A 20417-nucleotide genomic window follows, 5' to 3' on the forward strand; every position below is an offset into this window, starting at 1 on the left:
TTCAAAAAAGAATATTAAGATGAAAACACTATTGTACACAATCGGTATTACGCTATTAGTTTTAAGCGCCCAGTCCTGTTCATTCAATTCGGTGAGAGGAAACGGAAACATAACAGAGAATGAAGTCAATATCTCAGATTACAAGGAGATAGAATTTAGCGGAGGCTCAAGCATTGTTTATGAGCAAAAACCAGATGCCGCACCATATCTAAGGATAGAAACAGATGAAAATATTTTTCCTCTGCTGATTGTAGAATCCAATGATGGCATTCTTTCTATCAGAAATAAGGAAAATGTGAGCCCTACCAAATATAATATTTATACCAATTCGTCAGCTCTGGCCCGGGTGAGCGCCAGCGGTTCTATCAAGCTCCACATCAAAGGTAAACTGGAAACTACCGACTTGGTGTTGTCTGTTTCGGGTAGTGCGAATATCCTTGGTGACAGCATCGTAGCACAAAGCGTGACTACAAAAGTTTCCGGCTCAGGAGATATTACAATGACCGGTAAAGCAAACCGGATAGAAAGCAGTATATCAGGTAGCGGCAAAACAAATACGATGGATATGCAAGCCGACACGGTTACATGTTCCGTATCAGGTAGCGGTAATTTCTCCGTATATGCCGAAAAGTTGCTGACTGTAAGAGTATCGGGCAGCGGCAATGTACAATACAAAGGTAATGCACAGGTAGACCAGGCCATCTCAGGCTCGGGAAAGGTTGTTAAAGTACAGTAATAGAGTAATAGTATATCTCAAAATAAAAAGGCCGTAAAAAACAAATGATTTCACGGCCTTTTGTTTTTTTAGGAGGCTTCACATTCCTATCTGAGTCTTGATGTAATGATTCGCATCATCTTCTGTCAAAAAATACAATAAGCCTTTAAACTCAAACGGGAACTTCTCAACAGGTATCGGAAATGATCTCGACTCTTTCTTCTCCATCACGAAGTTTTCATGAGTGGTCGGTATCTGCTGCTTCTCATCAGCATTACTTATCCGGAATACCTTTACTGACAATCTTTTGGGGTCTACTCTGTATAAAATATCCCCAACTCTTAAAGTTCCTTGTAATCTCATAGCGGCCTTCACTTTAAAAGATGAAACATAAATGGTGTATTAATTAAAAGGAACAAGGGATATAAATTGTTCATTCAAAGCGTCAATTTAACACTATATTTTTATGCAAACGAATTTATTTATCAATATATTTTCACATTTTCACCGTCCATTTAAAATATAACAGGTATTCATCGGATATTTCCAAGAGAACTTTATCTATGCATATAGCTGAAAGCTATGTGTTCTTTGAAAGATTGAACAAGCTCCCTTGTCCCAAGAAAGGAAATAAAAAGACTGAAAAGACTGTTACATATTTTCAATTTTTAAACTTTAAATTCTCGTATCAATCTTTCAAAGAGCGCTCAGGTATAAGCTGGCAGCTTTTCCTGTATAGATAAATGAATTTCATATTTACAATTTATTACGGTTTTACTCTTTTCGAAATACAAAATAAAGGGAAGAAAAGCCTGATAAAGCCAATTTCTGAAAACTTGAATTAATTATTCTTTAATTCAAAAAAAACTTTGTACCTTTGCGCCGTTCTTTTTTGAGTTATATATACAGACGTGGGAAAGTTTAGCTTATATAATATACCTCTCAGAGGTTTGTCGGAAGGAAAGCATGAGTTCAGGTACGACTTGGATAAAAGCTTTTTCGCTCTGATTGACGACGGTACAGCCGACGTTAAAAAGGGAGATTTGAAAGTTGTGGTATCTTTGAAGAAGACATCCGTTACTTTCGAACTGAATTTTGATATAACCGGAACAGTGCATGTTCCATGTGACAGATGTCTGGATGATATACCGATGGATGTCGATACAAAGAACAAACTGATCGTTAAATTCGGAAAAGAATACTCGGAAGAGAGTGACGAAATAGTCATTATACCGGAAGAAGACGGCGAGATTAATATTGCATGGTTCTTATATGAGTTTATTGTATTGAGCCTGCCTGCCAAAAAGGTACACCCTCCGGGCACATGCAATAAAGCGATGTCTTCTAAGTTAAATAAACATAGGGCTAAGAGTGCAGATGATGATCCGGACGACGATTCAGATGATGATATATCACTGGATGAAGATGATTCATCATTTACCGATTCCCGTTGGGATGGCCTTAAAGATGTCCCTGTAGACGAAGATTGAATACTATAATAGAAAATTGATTTTTCTAATTCAGATAAATAAAAATAACTAAATAAAACAAGAAAATGGCACATCCGAAGCGAAAACAGTCGAAATCAAGAACGGCTAAAAGAAGAACTCACGACAAAGCAGTTGCACCTACATTGGCTGTATGTTCTAATTGTGGTTCTTGGCATGTATTCCACACAGTTTGTCCTGAGTGCGGATACTACAGAGGCAAATTAGCTATAGAAAAAGGAGCTGCAGTTTAATTTATATTTTACTAAAACTCCAGGCCCTGCATAGGGCATTTTTTTTATTAAGTACTCACAAAACCAGAAAATAATAATGATTCGAGCCGCAATTACCGGTATTGGCGCATATATCCCCAAGGATATTCTGACCAATGAAGAATTAGCGAAAATAGTTGATACTACCGACGAATGGATTATGTCGCGTGTAGGTATCAAAGAACGTCATGTATTAGGCAAAGGTCTCGGCACTTCTGTTATGGGAGCCGAAGCAGTAAAGGAGTTGTTGGAAAAAACAAATACGAAGCCGGAGGAAGTTGAGGTTGTAATTTTTGCCACCACTACTCCCGACTTTATATTTCCGTCTACAGCAGCAATGACAGCCGAAGCTTGTGGTATAAAAAATGCTTTAGGTTTTGATATACAGGCTGCATGTTCAGGTTTTATCTATGCACTGGAAATCGGATCTAATTTCATTCGCTCAGGACAATACAAAAAAGTAGTGGTGGTTGCCGGAGATAAAATGACCGCAATAACCAACTACAAAGACCGCACCACCTGTCCTCTGTTTGGTGATGCCGCTGGAGCTGTAATGTTGGAACCTACTACTGAAGAAGTCGGTATAATGGATTCCTCGTTACATATCGATGGTGTGGGGATACCACATCTGCATATGCGTGGTGGAGGTTCGGTTTATCCCGCTTCACACGAAACTGTGGATAATGATATGCACTATGTATATCAGGAAGGTCAGGTTGTATTCAAGCATGCAGTTTCACGGATGGCGGACGCTTCCGTAGAAATAATGGAACGCAATAATTTGTCGAAAGAGGATGTGGCATGGCTTGTTCCTCATCAGGCGAATATTCGTATCATTGAAGCTGTAGGTAACCGTATGGGTTTGTCTGCCGATAAGGTGATGGTGAATATACAGAAATATGGCAACACTAGTTCGGGTACTATTCCTGTGTGCCTGTATGAATGGGAATCGAAACTGAAAAAAGGGGATAATATCATCCTTGCAGCATTCGGTGCCGGATTCACATGGGGCGCCTTATATCTGAAATGGGCATATTGATAGAAAATCATAATATTAAAAAAGGACAACCCCATCAGGTTGTCCTTTTTTTGTACTTAATATATGGTTCTATTTCTCCCTGATAATAATATTAATAGGTGTACCCGACAAATCCCAGTTGTCACGTATACGGTTCTCCAGAAATCGTTTGTAAGGGTCTTTGATCCATTGTGGCAGATTGCAGAAGAATACAAACGTGGGAACCTGTGTGTTAGGTAACTGTGTGATATATTTTATTTTGATGTATTTTCCTTTGTTCGATGGCGGTGGAGTGTGCTCGATGATAGGAAGTAATACCTCGTTCAGTTTGTGAGTAGGTATCTTTGTCTTTCTGCGGACAAATACTTCTTTAGCGGTTTCCAGTACTTTCAATACTCTTTGCTTAGTTACGGCCGAAGCAAAAATTATCGGGAAATCGGTAAAAGGAGCCAGGCGTTCGCGTATAGCATGCTCGAACGTTTTAATAACGATCTGTTCCTTATTCTCCACTAAGTCCCATTTGTTTACGCAGACAACGAGTCCTTTACGGTTTTTTTGAATCAGCGAGAATATATTCAAATCCTGACTCTCTATACCTTGTGTGGCATCGAGCATCAGCACGCATACGTCCGAGTTTTCTATCGCTTTGATGGAGCGGATAACCGAATAGTATTCGAGGTCTTCCGTAACCTTTCCTTTTTTGCGTATACCTGCCGTATCCACAAGGTAGAAATCCATATTGAAGCGGTCGAACCGGGTATATATAGAGTCACGGGTAGTTCCTGCTATATTGGTTACAATATTCCGTTCCTCGTCCATCAGAGCATTTACAAAAGAAGATTTTCCTGCATTCGGACGTCCGACAATGGCTATACGCGGAATGTCTTCGAGGTGTTCTTCCTCACTTTTCTTTGTAAACTTGGTGATGATCAAATCCAGCAAATCTCCTGTTCCTGCTCCGTTGATGGCTGAAATGTTTACCGGATCCCCTAATCCCAAAGCATAGAACTCTGCCGATTGGTGGTGCAGGTTAAAGTTATCAGCCTTGTTGGATACCAATATGATAGGTTTCTTGGAACGGCGAAGCATATTACCTACGCTCGAATCCAGATCGGTGAGCCCGTTCATTACATCCACAAGGAAAAGGATGACATCCGCTTCCTCTATCGCTATGGATACCTGTTTGTTTATCTCGCTTTCGAATACGTCATCTGAATTGACAACCCAGCCTCCGGTGTCTACCAGAGAGAATTCCTGTCCGCCCCATTCCGTTTTTCCGTACTGGCGGTCGCGGGTTGTTCCTGAAGTTTCGTCTACAATAGCTTGCCGGCTTTCGGTCAAACGATTGAATAATGTTGATTTACCCACATTGGGGCGACCGACTATAGCTACTAAATTTCCCATAATATACTTGTACTCTTTAAATTTTGCTGCAAAGGTACGCATTTTTATCGGAATCTGAGATAAATAAAAAACGGCTTGTAAAATACAAACCGTTAAAAAATATTCTTCAGATTCTGTTATTTAAATATATATTTGGCGTTGAGCCACACAATGGTATCTCCTGTATTGGTCATAGCAGCTGTTCCTGAGAATCCCGCCAGCCGGGCCACTATCTCCGGTGTGAGAAGGAAATCATGATATGAGGTCGTATCATTCCCTGTCTTAGGGCTTATATAGCGGGCATAGCCTTTTGTCCTGTATAAGGTATCCATATTTCCCATAGCAATAAACAGATCTTTATTTCCGCCTTTCAGAACGAAAAGAGAGTCGTCTTTGAAATGATAGGTTGATACTATTTTATAATATCCCATCGAATCGACATATGTTACTTTGTCTTCATTGAAATAAACACTCATCTCTTTAAACAGGTCGGCATTGTATACAGAGTTCATTTTTCTTGTATAAAAAGCGTTTCTTGCACTATCGATCCTTCCCATTGTGTCCAGCGCATATGTAATAGGTTTTGCTCCTCCGGTTGCACCTACATACGCCTGAAAGTCACTTATGTCGTTTGTTCCCGTCCATCTTTTAATCGGACTTATCCCATCGTCACTTCCGCAAGCAGCAAAAGCAATCATTACGGGAAGTATTAAAAATAAAAGCTTTTTCATTTCTTTACTTCTTTTCGGATGTAAAGATAAATAAAAAATTGCCTTATCAGCTTATAATTCTTAGTCCGGATATAGTATAACTGAAAAACTGTGGTAGGAGCGAACGAAGATTCGTAATCACAGTAAAGCAGATCAATAAATATTTACTATTTTTGTAAGTTAACAAAAGTTGTGTGTTATCAGAACAAAAAGTATGAATCAACCAAACATAAATATAAAGAACAAACGGGCTAGCTTCGACTATGAGTTTATCGAGACATATACTGCCGGGATTGTACTTACCGGAACAGAAATAAAATCGATACGTTTAGGAAAAGCCAGTCTGGTGGATACTTTCTGCATATTCGAGAAAAACGAATTGTGGGTTCGCAATATGTATATTGCCGAGTATTTCTATGGTTCTTATAATAACCACTCGGCACGTCGTGACCGCAAATTGCTCCTGAATAAGAAAGAATTGAAAAAGATGCAACGCCTTGTAAAAGAGACTGGCTATACCATTGTTCCTACCCGTGTTTTCCTTAACGACAGAGGGCTTGCAAAGGTAAATATAGCCGTTGCCAGAGGTAAAAAGCAATATGATAAACGTCAGAGTCTACGTGAAAAAGACGATAAACGGGCTATGGACAGGGCGATGAAACAATAATATATCAAAGATGGACTTATTTAGATCGATGCAAAAAAACAGTGATACTTCATCGAAAGTAGTAAAAGTTGTTTTTGCTTCAATTATACTTATATTGGGAGTATATTGCTTTCTTCTCAATCGGCTGTATCCTGTATATATGGACGATTGGGCATATGCATTCAGCGCTTGCGACGAAAGTGAGATTACTTCTGTTTGGGATATCTTTGTAAGTCAGTATTGTCATTATTTCACATGGGGAGGACGCTGTGTGGGCCATTTCATAGCTCAGTTTCTACTCTGGATAAATCCTCTATGGGCCGATATACTCAATGCTGCTGCATTTATACTCCTGTTACTGTTTATCTATGCTATAGCAAATAAGAATAACAAGACAAATATCATATTCTTCATTGTATTGCTTGTGTCGGTATGGTTTTTACTACCCGATTTGTCCCAGAATTTATTCTGGATAACAGGTAGTGCCAATTACCTTTGGGGATCGTTGATTATCCTGATGTTTATCTATCCGTTCGTCTCTTATTATTTAGATGCTCGGGAAAGGAATAATGCAGCATTCAGAAGTGTCTTTTTATTGTTATTCGGTGTTATTGCCGGATGGACCAACGAAAATACATCGTTAGCCTTTGTCGTCTTTCTGATTGCATTGGTTTTGATAATGAGGTATCAAAAGATTGCTGTTCCCAAATGGATGATATTCGGTATCATTGGATTTATTATCGGATGCATCATATTGCAAGTTTCACCAGGGAATAATATAAGGCGAAAGTTTGAACTACTGAATGTGCACGGATTTGAAGATGTTAGTCTGTCTTTCTATTTTTACCGTTTCGTTACAGTTATCAAACTGGCATATATATACTTGTTTTTGCCGATGGCTGTATATGCAGGTGTGTTGCTGATATACTTGAGGAAAGGGCCAAAAGATAAAATAGAGCGGAGGAAAAAATTAATTCTGTCTTTCCTGTTTCTGGGGGTAGCACTTATTGCCACAGTGGTTATGTCGGGCGCGCCATACTTTCCGTCTCGGGCATGGTGTGGTATCTTTATTTTCCTGATAGTTGCTATTATGATATTATATGCTAATATAGATATATCGTTCCTGCCTTTGAGAATAATAAACTATATTCTGGTTATAGTCGCACTTGTTACATTTATTTATTCGGCAAAAGAAACATATTCCGAGATGAAGTTGTTTGATATGCGGTATAAAGAGTGGGTTGTAGAAATAGAACGGCAGAAAAAAGAAGGAATACAAGATATAGTAGTATACACTGATTTCAACTCGGAAGCATCTCCTTTCGCTGCTTTCACGCTAAAAGAAGCCTATGTGGGAGAGGGGCATTTCTGGATTGAAAAGTTTGGTTTATATATGGGAGTCAATACCATAAGGATAAAGAAAATAGAAGATAAAAATGAGTAAAATACACGATATACTGAAGGATAGAATACTTATCCTCGACGGTGCCATGGGCACCATGATACAACGCTATAAACTGACAGAGGAGGATTTCCGCGGAGACAGGTTTAAAGATTCGACTACATTACTGAAAGGTAACAATGACTTGCTTTGCCTTACCCGTCCCGATGTGATAGAAGCTATCCACCGTGAATATCTCGAAGCAGGCGCCGATATCATTGAGACCAATACGTTCAATGCGACTTCCATATCCATGGAAGACTATCATATGTCCGATTTGGTAAAGGAGATAAATACAGAAGCGGCCAGACTGGCAAAGAAAGCCGCCGCCGATTATACGAAGCGCAATCCTGATAAACCACGGTTTGTTGCCGGCTCTATAGGACCTACTAACAAGACAGCTTCGATGAGTCCCAAAGTTGAAAATCCGATATTCAGAGCGGTGACTTTCGATGATCTGTATTATGCTTACAAAGAGCAGATTGAAGGACTTGCAGACGGAGGCGTGGATTTATTGCTTATCGAGACTATCTTCGATACATTGAATGCCAAAGCGGCTTTATTTGCAGCCGATGAGGTGAGGAAAGAACGCAATATTGACCTGCCGATAATGATTTCTGTTACTCTTTCCGATAAGGGGGGACGGACATTGTCAGGGCAGACAGTCGGCGCATTTGTGGCATCGGTCAGTCATATCGATTTCTTATCTATCGGACTTAACTGTTCATTCGGAGCATCAGATATGAAGCCATTCCTGAAAGAATTGGGACGCATAGCTCCTAATTTTATTTCAGCCTATCCGAATGCCGGACTGCCAAACCAGTTTGGAGAATATGACGAGACGCCCGAAATAATGGCAGGCCAGATAAAAGAATATATTGACGAAGGTCTTGTAAATATTCTGGGTGGATGTTGCGGTACAACCCCCGATCACATTGCAAAATATGTAGATCTCATACAAGGTGCGACTCCGCATAAACCTGCCCGGAAGCCTGAATATATGTGGCTGTCGGGACTGGAATTACTGGAAGCAAAGCCGGAGATCAACTTTATAAATATAGGGGAGCGTCTCAATGTGGCGGGTTCCCGCAAATTCCTCCGTCTGATAAAGGAAGAGAAATACGAAGAAGCGTTGACTATTGCCCACAAGCAGGTGGAAGACGGTGCGCAGGTATTGGATGTGAACATGGATGAAGGTTTGCTGGACGGAGTGAAGGAAATGACCACTTTCCTCAATCTGATGGCATCCGACCCCGATGTGTCACGCATTCCTGTAATGATAGACTCTTCGAAATGGGAGGTACTCGAAGCCGGACTGAAATGTGTGCAGGGTAAGCCGATTGTAAACTCTATTTCGCTAAAAGGTGGAGAAGAAGATTTTCTTCGCCAGGCACGACTGGTTAAGGCTTATGGTGCGGCAGTCATTGTCATGGCTTTCGACGAAACAGGTCAGGCCGATACATTTGCCCGCCGAATCGAAATCTGCAAAAGGGCTTATAATCTATTGGTCAATGACGGATTCAATCCATTGGATATTATTTTCGACCCCAACATACTTGCTATCGCCACCGGTATAGAAGAACATCGCGGCTATGCAGTCGACTTCTTAGAAACGATAACATGGATAAAAGAAAACCTGCCGCATGCCAAAATCAGCGGAGGAGTAAGTAATCTCTCATTCTCGTTCCGTGGAAATGATTATGTGCGTGAGGCTATGCATGCCGTATTCCTTTATTACGCCATTCAGCGGGGTATGGATATGGGTATCGTAAATCCGGGGCAATCTGTTGTATATGATGATATTCCTACCGATCTGAGAAATCTTGTGGAGGATGTTATCTTCAATCGTAGGGCAGAGGCAACGGATGAACTGATTGAATATGCCGAAAAGATAAAGAATGAAAATACAGGACAGACAGAGCAGAAAGTGGAAGAATGGCGTTCTTATCCGCTCGATGAACGTATCCAATATTCTCTGATAAAAGGTATCAGCGACTATTTGGAAGAAGACCTGACGGAAGCGCTTCAGGTATATCCGAAGGCCGTAGATATTATTGATAAACCGCTGATGGATGGTATGAACAAGGTAGGCGATCTTTTTGGTTCCGGTAAGATGTTCCTTCCGCAAGTTGTAAAAACTGCCCGTACAATGAAACGTGCAGTGGCTATCCTGCAACCGACTCTGGAAGCACAAAAGGCATCTTCGGCAGGAAGTAATAAAGCCGGGAAACTGGTTATTGCCACAGTGAAAGGTGATGTGCACGATATCGGTAAGAACATCGTATCTATTATCCTTGCTTGTAACAACTATGAAGTAATCGATCTCGGGGTGATGACTCCGCCGGAAGTGATTATTCAGAAAGTAAAAGAAGAACAGCCCGATATACTCTGTCTGAGTGGTCTGATAACCCCTTCTCTGGAAGAAATGAGCATCGTTGCGCATGAAATGGAAAAGGCAGGCTTTACCATTCCGCTGATGATCGGCGGGGCCACTACATCTAAGCTGCATACTGCAATTAAGATAGACCCGAAATACAATAACGGTTCGGTGGTATATGTCAAGGATGCTTCTCAAGCGCCTGCGGCTGTGGGTAAGTTGATAAATCCGAAAACAAAGGAAGACTATATAAAAGATGTACGCACCGAATATGCTTCATTGCGTGATACGGCGGGTGATAAGAAAGCGGATTTACTTCCATTGTGCGAAGTGCTGGATAAGGGCATGAAACTGAATTGGGGGGATTATAAAACTCCCGAACCACAGGTGAAAGGACGTCAGACGCTGAAACATATTCCCGTTGAGACTATTGTACCTTATATAGACTGGAAGTTCTTCTTCCACTCATGGAATTTGTCGGCACGCTATGCCACCGTGCAGAATATAGATGATTGCCCTTCATGCAAGGCTACATGGCTGAATTCTTTTCCTGAACACGAAAGGGAAAAAGCTGCCGAGGGTATGCAATTGTATAAAGATGCCAAGGCATTGCTCGATCAGTTGGTATATGACAAGGCCGGTTATATCAATGCTGTATTCGGCGTTTATGAATCATATAGCGATAATGAATCCCTGTATATCGACGGCATACGTTTCCCGATGCTGCGCCAACAGAAGAAAAATGACAAAAAGGAGTACCTCTCTCTATGCGATTTCGTTGCACCTAAGTCTTCAGGAAAGAAAGACTATGTAGGAGGATTTACCGTAACGGCAGGGGTAGGTGCGAATGAACTGATGAGCGAATACGAGCGTCAGGGCGATGAATATAAAGTATTGCTTCTCAAGTCGGTTTTAGACCGTCTGGCGGAAGCAACTACCGAATGGCTGCATGCCGAAATAAGGCGGAAGTACTGGGCGTTCGCACCCGATGAAAATATAAGTGTAAATGATATGTTTACACTTAAATATCAGGGAATCCGTCCGGCAGTGGGCTATCCGTCCATACCCGACCAGTCAATCAATTTCCTGCTGAACAAGGATTTGCTGCAATCCGAAGAAATAGGTGTAGAGCTGACCGAAAACGGCGTGATGCTTCCGAATGCTTCGGTGAGCGGTATCATTATTTCACATCCTAAATCCAAGTATTTCAATATAGGCAACATACTCGACGACCAGTTACAGGCATATATAGAAAGAAGGGGTGAGGATGCTGAGCAGATTCGCAAGTTTCTGAGTGCAAACCTGATATGATTTAATGAAAGAATCTTCCGGTGATATATTGAAGGATAATAAAGTAAGGCTGTCGCTTATGCTTCTGGCCGGGCTTGTTATGTTTGTCCTGATCTATATATTAAATAGCTTGTATCCTCTCTATGCCGATGATTGGAATTATAGCTTTGTTCACGGGGAAGAAGCTACCAGAATAAAATCGTTCTCAGATATATTCACCTCGCAATACAATCATTACATGACCTGGGGCGGACGTAGCGTAGTCCATTTTATAGCTGAAACAATGCTGATGACAGGCTTTTTCTGGACGTGTGTACTAAACTCGCTTGCATTTGTAGCCTTCGTCTATGTAATATATATGATAGCTAACAGGGGTAATAAACCGAATCCTGTGCTATTCTTCCTATTCAGCCTGCTTATTTGGTTTACACAACCTGCTTTCTTTGCAACTATATTGTGGAAGACAGGAGCGGCAAATTATCTGTGGGGAACGCTTATTATACTCTTGTTCCTGTATTCGTATTATGCATACTACCGTTCACGGGTGACTAATGATAATATATTGAAAGCTATTCTCTTCTTCCTGTTCGGTATCATTGCCGGATGGACGAACGAGAATATGGCGATAGCGCTTATCTTCTATATTATAGCTTCATTAGTCCTCTATAAATATGAGAAGCTAAGAATTCCGGCATGGGCTGTAACAGGGCTTGCAGGAGCAATTATCGGATGTATTATTATGCTGGCTGCTCCGGGTAATTATGTCCGTCTTGAGGATGTTACCACTTCTTTCGGTCAGACAGAAATAATGTATAAAGACATATTCCTGATGGGGATTAACTATATACTGACTCATATCTGGAATCACCTGCTCATTATATTTGCTATATATCTGGTACTATTATTCGTATATAATAAGTTTCCCAGAGAGAAAGATGATAAACAGAAGGTAATATACAGTTCTATCTTGTTTATCCTTACGGCTGCTGTTGCTCTTGTAGTAATGGTAGTATCTCCAATCTTTCCCGAAAGGGCATTATTCGGTATCATTGTCTTACTCCTTATACCGATAGGAATTATGCTAGCTAATATAGACTTTAGGGCGAACTATTTGAAGGTTCCTGCTGTTATTGTCTTCGTTGCATTGCTTTTGATATACGGTTTTCAGTATAAAACAGTATATGATAACCTGACCTATGTAACTTCCTTCTGGACTGAGCGCGAGGCATATATTGACGCACAGAAACAGAAAGGCGAGTATGATATTGTCTTCACCAAGAGGTTCGAGTTGCCGGAGGAATACTATATATCCGACCTCTCAGACGATCCCGGATATTGGGAGAATGACTGTTATTCACGTTTTTACGAGATACAATCAGTTCGCCTGATAGTGCCTGATTCAATTAAGTAGTTTTATTATTGTAATTATGGAATTTATAGACCTCCTTTCATATACTTTTTTTCAGAATGCCCTGTTGGGTAGTCTCTTTGCCAGTATTGCCTGTGGCATTGTAGGCTCGTATGTGGTTATACGCCGCCTTGTATTTATCAGCGGGGGAATAACACATGCTTCGCTGGGAGGTATCGGTATGGGTTTCTATTTCGGTTGGAATCCCATCCTCGCTGCTATGGTCTTTTCCATCTTGTCGGCTTTCGGTATCGAATGGCTATCATCGAGACAAGGGGTGAGGGAAGATTCGGCAATAGGCTCTTTTTGGTCGCTTGGAATGGCTGTCGGTATTATCTTTATATATATCAAACCCGGCTTTGCTCCTAATCTTTCCGATTATCTCTTTGGTAATATACTCACCATTACAAAGCCTGATATCACTTATCTGGCCATCTTGTCCATAGTGCTGATTATTGTCTTTTTGCTCTTTGGCCGTCAGATACTGTTCGCGGCTTTCGATTCCGATTTTGCTAAGACACGCAATCTGCCCGTCAACCTGATAAAGTATGCCATGATGATGGCGATTGCTATTACCATCGTACTATCGATACGCCTTGTCGGCATTGTGCTGCTGATGTCCATACTCACCGTTCCTCAGATGACGGCTAATTTATTTACTTCCAACTTTGTAAAGATGATTATCCTTTCCATCCTTATCGGATTTTTCGGATGTATTGTAGGCCTGTTTATGTCTGCGGTATTGGATGTTCCATCAGGGGTATTTATCATCTTCACACAGATAGTCGTATTCCTCGTATCGCGATGGATAGTGAAGGCCATTCAGAAAAGTAAGCGGGAAAAGGCTCTTTCTTAACCCTTTCCTATCACATCTTTAAACGATATATTTTTCACGCTCGACTTTCTGAAAAGCAGTGCCCCTATACAGATGCCTATCGCCAATGTAAACAGTAATGACATGGTAAGCATCAGGTTGTGCGACATCTCTATCAGTATATGCGGGTTTTGTTCCACTGTAGGCAGGTCGGTAACCTTTATTCCCGCCAGCATCGTTTTATAGGCAAACATACCCGGAATCATTGTAATACAGGCCGGCATGGTAAATACTACCGGCGGGCTGTCTACCCTGTGTGCCGCGAAAATGCCGATCAGCCCTATCAGTACCGAACCGGCTAATGTAGCCGTTATCATCCCGAAATCGAGCTGTATAAGGATGAAGCGGAGGGCATGCCCCATACCGCCAAGCAGTCCGGCAACCCACAACAGACGTTTAGGCGAGCCGAACAGTATTGCCCAACAAAAGCCTACGAGGAAAGCGATGATAAAGTCGCGGAATATATTTATGATTGTCAGTTCTTCCATTTGCTAATTTTCTGATTAAAAATTACCTATTCCCAACAGTGTAATACACAGTGTCATACCTGCTGCGATACAAAGCAGAATAAACCCTCCGAATAAAGCCCGGTTCAGAGCTGAAGGCAGATAACCTTCTATCAGGTCTATGACACAATTTATAAGAGGTACACCCGGTATCAGGTATAGAACTCCGGTCGCCATGGCGGCTTCGGGATGCTCCCCGAATCCGTATAATCTGCCAAACCCTGCTATCAACGTTGTGATAAAAGCAGCAATAGATATACATATCATCGGATTGAATTTCTTCTTGGCAAAGAAAACTCTTACCAGATAACCGATAAATGCAGCAACGAAAGCTACCAGTGCATTTTTTTCGTCCCCTGCCGAGAACAGACAAAGACCTCCGCACGAAAATCCGACAGCTACAGCCACTACAATATCTTTGTAGTTAGGCTTGGCTTTTATCCTGGTAAACTCCCTTTCCACGTAAGATATGGGCAGGTTCTCTTCCTGTACTTTCCACGACATGTGCGATACGGCTGTCAGTATAGCCAGATGTACATTGTGTGGAGGAGAGTTTTTATAGCAGGTGACGGAATTGGAAGGGTCGTTCTTGTCTTTCACTGTAACTGTGAGGCCGTTGAAAGTAGGGCTCATATTTATATCGAACTCCCATGTCGTGGCCAGCCTTCCTATATTGCTACTGAGACGTCCGCAATGCGCACCCGATGCCAGCAGGAATGTCCCTATATCGAGTATAAGATCGGCAAACCGCTGTGCTGATATTTTTTCTTTTTCGTTTATTTTTCTAAATTCCGGCATTGTTAAGGTCTCAGACCTTTTTATTACTTTGGTAGGTATAACAACCAAAGACTGTTATAGACTAAAAGTATATTATTAAATACTTTCTTTTACTTATATATAATTCTGATGCAAAGATAAGAATTTTCAGTTAAGAGTTAACAGACAACAGTTAACAACTTGTATTTCGCCTGTTTGTAACTCGTTAGCATGCTCCCTGCAATCGTTTGCAAGTTAATTTCGACTAAAATAATGAGGAGCCGGATATATTCTAACTCATTATTATGTAGATTTGTTTAGGACAAAGCCATGTACAAAGTGCATAAGTCTAAAAACCATAAAAAGCATCATTCATGAGACTAAAACTACAAATAGATTACCATACCGATTGGGGACAGACTGTATATGTTTGCGGTTCAGTGCCTGCTTTGGGTAATTGGGAGAAGGATAAAGCCGCGGAAATGAAAAATATTTCTCCATCCATATGGGAACTGGAGATCGAAGCCGGTGATGTCACCGACATAGAATACCAATATCTGGTAAAAGACCAAAGCAACATAGTAGCTCACGAATGGGGAAGCCCGCACTGGTTAAGGACAGAGACTGATAAACAGTTCGATGTGCAGGATGTATGGCGGGGGGTACCTCAACAGAAATTCCTTTACACATCGTGTTTCTCGGAAAGTTTTTTTGCTCATGGTGACAATGCGAAAGTCAAATATTATAAGAAGACTATCCTTATTAATGTTACCTGTGTGAATGTGAAGAAAAATCAGAAACTGATACTTTGCGGAGCCTCGAAAGCATTAGGAGATTGGAAACCTGAAGATGCACTGTCTCTTACGCAGGTAAGATTCGGGAGCTGGCAGGTAGCAATCAATGCACCACAGATAAAAACCACATTGGAATACAAACTTGCGATCTATGATAATAGCACGAAGAAAATTGTACATTGGGAAGAGGGTTTCAACCGTGTCTTATCACCATTGCCTTCCTCTCCGGCAAAAGAAGATCTGGTTAAGGTGGAATCCATCGCCTACCGTTATGGCTGGCTGAACTGGAAAGCGGCGGGCGTATCCATCCCCGTATTTTCATTACGTTCGAACGACAGTTTCGGTATAGGTGAGTTCTCTGACCTGAGAAAGATGATCGATTGGGCTGTGGCGACCGGACAGAAAATAATACAGGTATTGCCGATCAATGATACTACTATTACATACACCTGGATAGATTCGTATCCTTACAATGCGATCTCCATTTACGCATTGCATCCCATCTATCTGGGGCTGAAAGCATATCCATTGAAAGATGAAAATCTATATAATAAATACGAAAGAGAAGCAGGCGAACTCAACGTTCTGGAGAATGTCGATTATGACAGGGTTCTGGCTTTGAAATGGCGTTATATAAAAGATCTTTTCACCCAATCAGGCACAAATACATTAAAAAGCAAAGACTACCTGGCCTTTTATGAGCAGAACGAAGAATGGTTGTTCCCGTATGCCTGCTTCTCTTATCTTCGGGATAAATATGAAACCGCCAATTTCAGAAACTGGAAGACAAACAGTGCTTTTGACAAAAAGAAACTTATTAAACTGGCCGAAACAGACAAAGAAGCAAAACATCATATCGAATTGTCATGTTTCACACAATACTTGCTCCACAAACAACTGGTAGATGTAAAAGAGTATGCACACCAGAATGAGGTCGTTCTCAAGGGTGATATCCCTATCGGTATCAGCCGCGATAGTGTGGAAGCATGGGTGGAGCCGCATCTGTTCAACCTGGATGTACAGACGGGGGCGCCACCTGATGACTTTTCGTTTTTCGGACAAAACTGGGGATTTCCTACATATAATTGGGAAGAAATGGCAAAGGATGGTTACCGTTGGTGGCTGAAACGCTTCCGCAAAATGGCAGACTATTTCGACGCTTACCGTATCGATCATATTCTGGGATTTTTCCGCATCTGGGAAATACCTTTGTCATCTGTTCAGGGATTGTTGGGATATTTTAGCCCGGCTCTTCCCCTTACGGCCGATGAAATCCGTTCTTACGGCCTTTGGTTCGATGAGGACAGGATGCTGAAACATTATATTCACGAAAGTTTCCTGGCTGATATATTCGGCAGCCATGTGCCTGAGGTGATTGAAAAATACCTTCGACCTACCGGATGGCAGCGTTTCGAGCTGAAAGAAGAATTTGATACGCAGGCCAAGATTAAGGCTCATTTTGCCGGCAGGGAGGATGAAAAATCAAGTTTTATCCGGGATGGTTTATACAGCTTATGTAACGAAGTTCTGTTTGTAAGAGACAAACGCGAACCAAACAAGTTCCATCCGCGTATAACCGCACAGTACAACTATTCGTACAGAGACTTGGACGATAGCGCCAAAGAAGCGTTCAACAGGCTATATAATGAATTTTTCTATCGCCGCCATTCGCAGTATTGGCGCGATCAGGCGATGACTAAGCTGCCTACTCTTATTTCTTCGACTTCGATGCTTGTTTGCGGTGAAGATTTGGGTATGGTACCTGAATCTGTGCCTTCGGTGATGAACGAACTTCAGATATTGAGCCTCGAGATAGAACGGATGCCAAAAGAACGGGAGGTATTGTTCAACGACCTGCATCACCTGCCATACCTGAGTGTTTGCACAACATCTACCCACGATATGTCGCCTCTCCGCTTGTGGTGGAAAGAAGACAGGCAGCTGACCCAGCAATATTACAATCAGGTATTGTGGAAGCAGGGCGCTGCTCCCGAAGAATGTACATCTGATTTATGTGCACAGATTGTAAGTAATCATTTATATTCTCCGGCTATGCTTGCTATCCTGCCACTTCAGGACTGGCTGTCGATAGACGATAAACTGAAACGTCCGGTTGCTGAAGACGAGCGCATAAATATCCCCGCTATATCGCAACACTATTGGCGGTACAGGATGCATCTTACCCTGGAAGAATTACTTGAAGCTACAGATTTTAACCGGAGGGTTAAATCGATGGTAGGTTCATCGGGGAGGGAATAGATGTAATGGAAGAGTGAAAAATTAGATAATATTATACTGGTGACTGATGACTGAACAGGTGTTACTTTTTTTATATAACTTTATCTATATTATTAGCCGTTAGCTATTAGCTTATAGCTCTTTGAAAAGATAATTAGCAGATTTGAAACATCGTTCAACAGAACGAAGTGTAGTTAAAATTAGTATATTAGCAAATGAGTGAAAGGTTGTAACTTTTGTAACCTTTTAACAAGTAATGAGTTTTAAGTAGTAAGTTGAAAGTTATATGAGATACGAGTAGACAAGACACGAGATACAAGTTGTTTACTGACGACTATTCACTGACGGGATATTTCGCTCTGATCTGTATGACAAGTTAATTATTAATTTTTCATTCTTAATTATTAATTGCTTTCCGTGTTACCTTTGTTACCTTTTAACTAAATGTAGTTAACGGATGCAAAAACGAGAAAGTGAGAACGATGAAAAAACTGTCAGATATGTCAGGTTTTAACTAAATGTAGTCAATAAACGTGAATTAAATGTCGGGGTTAGACTTTGCATTTTTGCGAGAGAATATTGTTTCAATTGTCTGTTAACTGAAAAAATGCAGGCGCGACAAAATCGACGTAAATCAAATATAAATTATATAGTACATGAAGAAAATCTATTTAGTATTATTACTTGTTTTTCTGAGTTTATCGGTTTTTGCAATCGATATAAAAACAGTAGATCCTGCTTTTTGGTGGTCAGGGATGAAAAATCCTGAATTGCAGGTATTGATACACGGAGAAGGTGTGGCTAAATCGGACGTAAGTATTACCTCAAAATCGGTAAGGCTGAAAGAAACTGTAAAGCTGGAAAGTCCTAATTATCTTATCCTATATTTCGACTTATCTGAATCTCAACCGGAAAAGTTCGATATTGTGTTACAGCAGGGTAAGGACAAAAAAATAATTCCATATGAAGTAAAAGAACGGAAATCAGGCTCTGCCGACCGTGAAGGCTTCAATGCTTCGGATGTGCTTTATCTGATTATGCCCGACCGTTTTGCAAACGGAGATACATCGAATGATGTGATTGCAGGGATGCGTGAAGCTAAAATAGACCGTAACGGACAATATGCCCGTCACGGCGGAGATTTTAAAGGAGTAAGCGACCGTGTGGATTATATACACGATCTCGGTGTAACTGCCATCTGGTTCAATCCGGTGATGGAGAATGATATGCCGGAGGGTTCATATCACGGATATGCAACAACGGATTATTATAAAGTAGACCGTCGTTTCGGTTCTAATCAGGAGTTTGCAGACTTAGTGGATAAGGTTCATGCTAAAGGGATGAAAGTGGTGATGGATATGATTTTCAATCACTGTGGCAGTGAACATTTCTTCTTTAAGGACAGGCCATCTAAAGATTGGTTCAATTACCCTGACGGATATGTGCAGACTTCATATAAGACGGTTACACAGTTCGACCCGCACGTATCAGCATACGACTTTAAGAGATCCGCGGATGGTTGGTTTGTAGAGACTATGCCCGATTTGAACCAACGTAATCCGCATGTAGCCAAATATCTTATCCAGAATAGTATCTGGTGGATAGAATATGCCGGTATCGACGGTATTCGCCAGGATACGCATCCGTATGCCGATTATGACATGATGTCGGACTGGTGCAGGGAAGTTACAGAAGAATATCCCGATTTTAATATTGTAGGCGAAACATGGCTTAATACCAATGTAGGAGTAGCTTATTGGCAGAAAGACAGCAAGCTGGCTTATCCGAAAAATTCCTATCTGCGTTCAGTGATGGATTTTCCTCTTACAGATATAATGAACAGTGCATTCGATCAGGAAACTACAGATTGGGGGCAAGGCCTGTCGCGCATACATGAATATCTGGCTCAGGATATAGTTTATGCCGATCCTATGGAATTGCTTATCTTCCTTGACAACCATGATACATCACGTTTTTACAGGACCGAAGAGCAAACCTCTAATCTGAACCGTTACAAACAGGCTCTTGCATTCCTGTTGACTACCCGTGGAATCCCGCAAATATATTATGGTACTGAAATATTAATGGCTGCCGATAAAGGAGAAGGAGACGGGTATCTGCGTCGCGATTTTCCCGGAGGATGGCAGGATGATAAGACGGATCTGTTCGTTTCGGCTAACAGAACGCCGCAACAGAACGAGGCTTTCGACTACCTCCGTAAATTATTGCAATGGAGAAAGGGGAATGAAGCTGTGTCAAAAGGAACTCTAAAGCATTTTGTGACAAATAATAGTGTTTATGTTTATGAACGTAAATACAATGATAAGTCCGTTGTTGTATTCCTGTCAGGATCGGATAGTGAAAAAACGATAGACCTTTCGCCATATAAAGAAGTGTTGCCGAAGAGTCAGGCAAAGGATGTTATAAGTGAAAATATTGTAAACTTAAGTAACGGGTCTTTAACATTGCAGCCTCGAAGTGTCTTGGTATTAGAATTTTGAT

16 protein-coding genes are annotated in these 20417 nt (G+C 41.2%); 11 read left to right on the forward strand and 5 right to left on the reverse strand.

Annotation, left to right across the window (positions count from 1 at the left end; all coding sequences use genetic code 11):
• Positions 1 to 19 precede the first annotated feature (19 nt).
• Positions 20 to 736 (forward strand): head GIN domain-containing protein, encoded by a 717-nt coding sequence (locus IR083_RS06325; protein ID WP_006798552.1) that lies wholly within the window; start codon positions 20 to 22, stop codon positions 734 to 736.
• Positions 737 to 814: 78 nt separating this feature from the next.
• On the opposite strand, the gene IR083_RS06330 is transcribed toward IR083_RS06325, so the two are convergent.
• Entirely contained in the window at positions 815 to 1078 is a 264-nt protein-coding gene (locus IR083_RS06330) for a hypothetical protein (RefSeq protein WP_006798553.1), read from the reverse strand.
• A 548-nt stretch (positions 1079 to 1626) separates the two neighbouring features.
• On the opposite strand from IR083_RS06330, the gene IR083_RS06335 reads away from it, so the two are divergent.
• The 3 genes from IR083_RS06335 (at position 1627) to IR083_RS06345 (ending at position 3513) form a co-directional block, all read left to right on the forward strand.
• A complete protein-coding gene (locus IR083_RS06335) occupies positions 1627 to 2205 on the forward strand; it encodes a YceD family protein (protein WP_006798554.1) in 579 nt (192 codons plus the stop codon).
• A gap of 65 nt (positions 2206 to 2270) precedes the next feature.
• A complete protein-coding gene (gene rpmF / locus IR083_RS06340) occupies positions 2271 to 2456 on the forward strand; it encodes a 50S ribosomal protein L32 (protein WP_006798555.1) in 186 nt (61 codons plus the stop codon).
• A 76-nt stretch (positions 2457 to 2532) separates the two neighbouring features.
• Positions 2533 to 3513, forward strand: a complete 981-nt coding sequence (locus IR083_RS06345; protein WP_006798556.1) for a beta-ketoacyl-ACP synthase III — start codon at positions 2533 to 2535, stop codon at positions 3511 to 3513.
• 69 nt (positions 3514 to 3582) lie between these two features.
• Here the strand turns inward: IR083_RS06345 and der are convergent, their stop codons facing one another.
• A complete protein-coding gene (gene der / locus IR083_RS06350) occupies positions 3583 to 4896 on the reverse strand; it encodes a ribosome biogenesis GTPase Der (protein WP_006798557.1) in 1314 nt (437 codons plus the stop codon).
• 116 nt (positions 4897 to 5012) lie between these two features.
• On the reverse strand, positions 5013 to 5606 hold the full coding sequence (locus IR083_RS06355; protein WP_194223657.1) for a hypothetical protein: 594 nt from the start codon (positions 5604 to 5606) through the stop codon (positions 5013 to 5015).
• Positions 5607 to 5799: 193 nt separating this feature from the next.
• Between IR083_RS06355 and smpB the strand changes: the two genes are divergently transcribed.
• Genes smpB through IR083_RS06380 form a run of 5 tightly spaced genes read left to right on the forward strand, consistent with a single transcriptional unit; the run spans position 5800 to position 13603 of the window.
• A complete protein-coding gene (gene smpB / locus IR083_RS06360) occupies positions 5800 to 6252 on the forward strand; it encodes an SsrA-binding protein (RefSeq protein WP_044215471.1) in 453 nt (150 codons plus the stop codon).
• 10 nt (positions 6253 to 6262) lie between these two features.
• On the forward strand, positions 6263 to 7675 hold the full coding sequence (locus IR083_RS06365; RefSeq protein ID WP_194223658.1) for a DUF6056 family protein: 1413 nt from the start codon (positions 6263 to 6265) through the stop codon (positions 7673 to 7675).
• Positions 7668 to 11360 (forward strand): methionine synthase, encoded by a 3693-nt coding sequence (metH, locus tag IR083_RS06370; protein WP_194223659.1) that lies wholly within the window; start codon positions 7668 to 7670, stop codon positions 11358 to 11360. The genes IR083_RS06365 and metH overlap by 8 nt, the downstream gene beginning before the upstream one ends.
• Before the next feature lie 4 nt (positions 11361 to 11364).
• Positions 11365 to 12750, forward strand: a complete 1386-nt coding sequence (locus tag IR083_RS06375; protein ID WP_194223660.1) for a DUF6056 family protein — start codon at positions 11365 to 11367, stop codon at positions 12748 to 12750.
• 25 nt (positions 12751 to 12775) lie between these two features.
• The gene (locus tag IR083_RS06380) at positions 12776 to 13603 is read left to right on the forward strand and encodes a metal ABC transporter permease (protein ID WP_194224016.1); all 828 of its coding nucleotides are present in this window, start codon (positions 12776 to 12778) and stop codon (positions 13601 to 13603) included.
• On the opposite strand, the gene IR083_RS06385 is transcribed toward IR083_RS06380, so the two are convergent.
• Positions 13600 to 14109 carry a threonine/serine exporter family protein gene (locus IR083_RS06385; protein WP_006798564.1) on the reverse strand — a complete coding sequence of 170 codons (510 nt, stop codon included), beginning with the start codon at positions 14107 to 14109 and terminating at the stop codon, positions 13600 to 13602. The genes IR083_RS06380 and IR083_RS06385 overlap by 4 nt on opposite strands.
• A gap of 15 nt (positions 14110 to 14124) precedes the next feature.
• The gene (locus tag IR083_RS06390; protein WP_194223661.1) at positions 14125 to 14925 is read right to left on the reverse strand and encodes a threonine/serine exporter ThrE family protein; all 801 of its coding nucleotides are present in this window, start codon (positions 14923 to 14925) and stop codon (positions 14125 to 14127) included.
• A gap of 332 nt (positions 14926 to 15257) precedes the next feature.
• On the opposite strand from IR083_RS06390, the gene IR083_RS06395 reads away from it, so the two are divergent.
• Positions 15258 to 17936 (forward strand): 4-alpha-glucanotransferase, encoded by a 2679-nt coding sequence (locus tag IR083_RS06395; RefSeq protein WP_194223662.1) that lies wholly within the window; start codon positions 15258 to 15260, stop codon positions 17934 to 17936.
• 635 nt (positions 17937 to 18571) lie between these two features.
• Entirely contained in the window at positions 18572 to 20416 is a 1845-nt protein-coding gene (locus IR083_RS06400) for a glycoside hydrolase family 13 protein (RefSeq protein ID WP_006798567.1), read from the forward strand.
• The last annotated feature ends 1 nt before the right edge of the window (position 20417 follow it).

This window comes from Dysgonomonas sp. GY75 (assembly GCF_015234155.1).
Classification (GTDB): Bacteria; Bacteroidota; Bacteroidia; order Bacteroidales; family Dysgonomonadaceae; genus Dysgonomonas; species Dysgonomonas gadei.

Bases quoted from the DNA above. Each gene is read 5' to 3' on its own strand.
- IR083_RS06365 (WP_194223658.1), top strand. From the start codon at position 6,263: ATGGACTTATTTAGATCGATGCAAAAAAACAGTGATACTTCATCGAAA.
- IR083_RS06385 (WP_006798564.1), bottom strand. From the start codon at position 14,109: ATGGAAGAACTGACAATCATAAATATATTCCGCGACTTTATCATCGCT.
- IR083_RS06325 (WP_006798552.1), top strand. From the start codon at position 20: ATGAAAACACTATTGTACACAATCGGTATTACGCTATTAGTTTTAAGC.
- smpB (WP_044215471.1), top strand. From the start codon at position 5,800: ATGAATCAACCAAACATAAATATAAAGAACAAACGGGCTAGCTTCGAC.
- IR083_RS06390 (WP_194223661.1), bottom strand. From the start codon at position 14,925: ATGCCGGAATTTAGAAAAATAAACGAAAAAGAAAAAATATCAGCACAG.
- IR083_RS06345 (WP_006798556.1), top strand. From the start codon at position 2,533: ATGATTCGAGCCGCAATTACCGGTATTGGCGCATATATCCCCAAGGAT.
- metH (WP_194223659.1), top strand. From the start codon at position 7,668: ATGAGTAAAATACACGATATACTGAAGGATAGAATACTTATCCTCGAC.
- IR083_RS06330 (WP_006798553.1), bottom strand. From the start codon at position 1,078: ATGAGATTACAAGGAACTTTAAGAGTTGGGGATATTTTATACAGAGTA.
- IR083_RS06375 (WP_194223660.1), top strand. From the start codon at position 11,365: ATGAAAGAATCTTCCGGTGATATATTGAAGGATAATAAAGTAAGGCTG.
- IR083_RS06400 (WP_006798567.1), top strand. From the start codon at position 18,572: ATGAAGAAAATCTATTTAGTATTATTACTTGTTTTTCTGAGTTTATCG.
- IR083_RS06395 (WP_194223662.1), top strand. From the start codon at position 15,258: ATGAGACTAAAACTACAAATAGATTACCATACCGATTGGGGACAGACT.
- der (WP_006798557.1), bottom strand. From the start codon at position 4,896: ATGGGAAATTTAGTAGCTATAGTCGGTCGCCCCAATGTGGGTAAATCA.
- IR083_RS06355 (WP_194223657.1), bottom strand. From the start codon at position 5,606: ATGAAAAAGCTTTTATTTTTAATACTTCCCGTAATGATTGCTTTTGCT.
- rpmF (WP_006798555.1), top strand. From the start codon at position 2,271: ATGGCACATCCGAAGCGAAAACAGTCGAAATCAAGAACGGCTAAAAGA.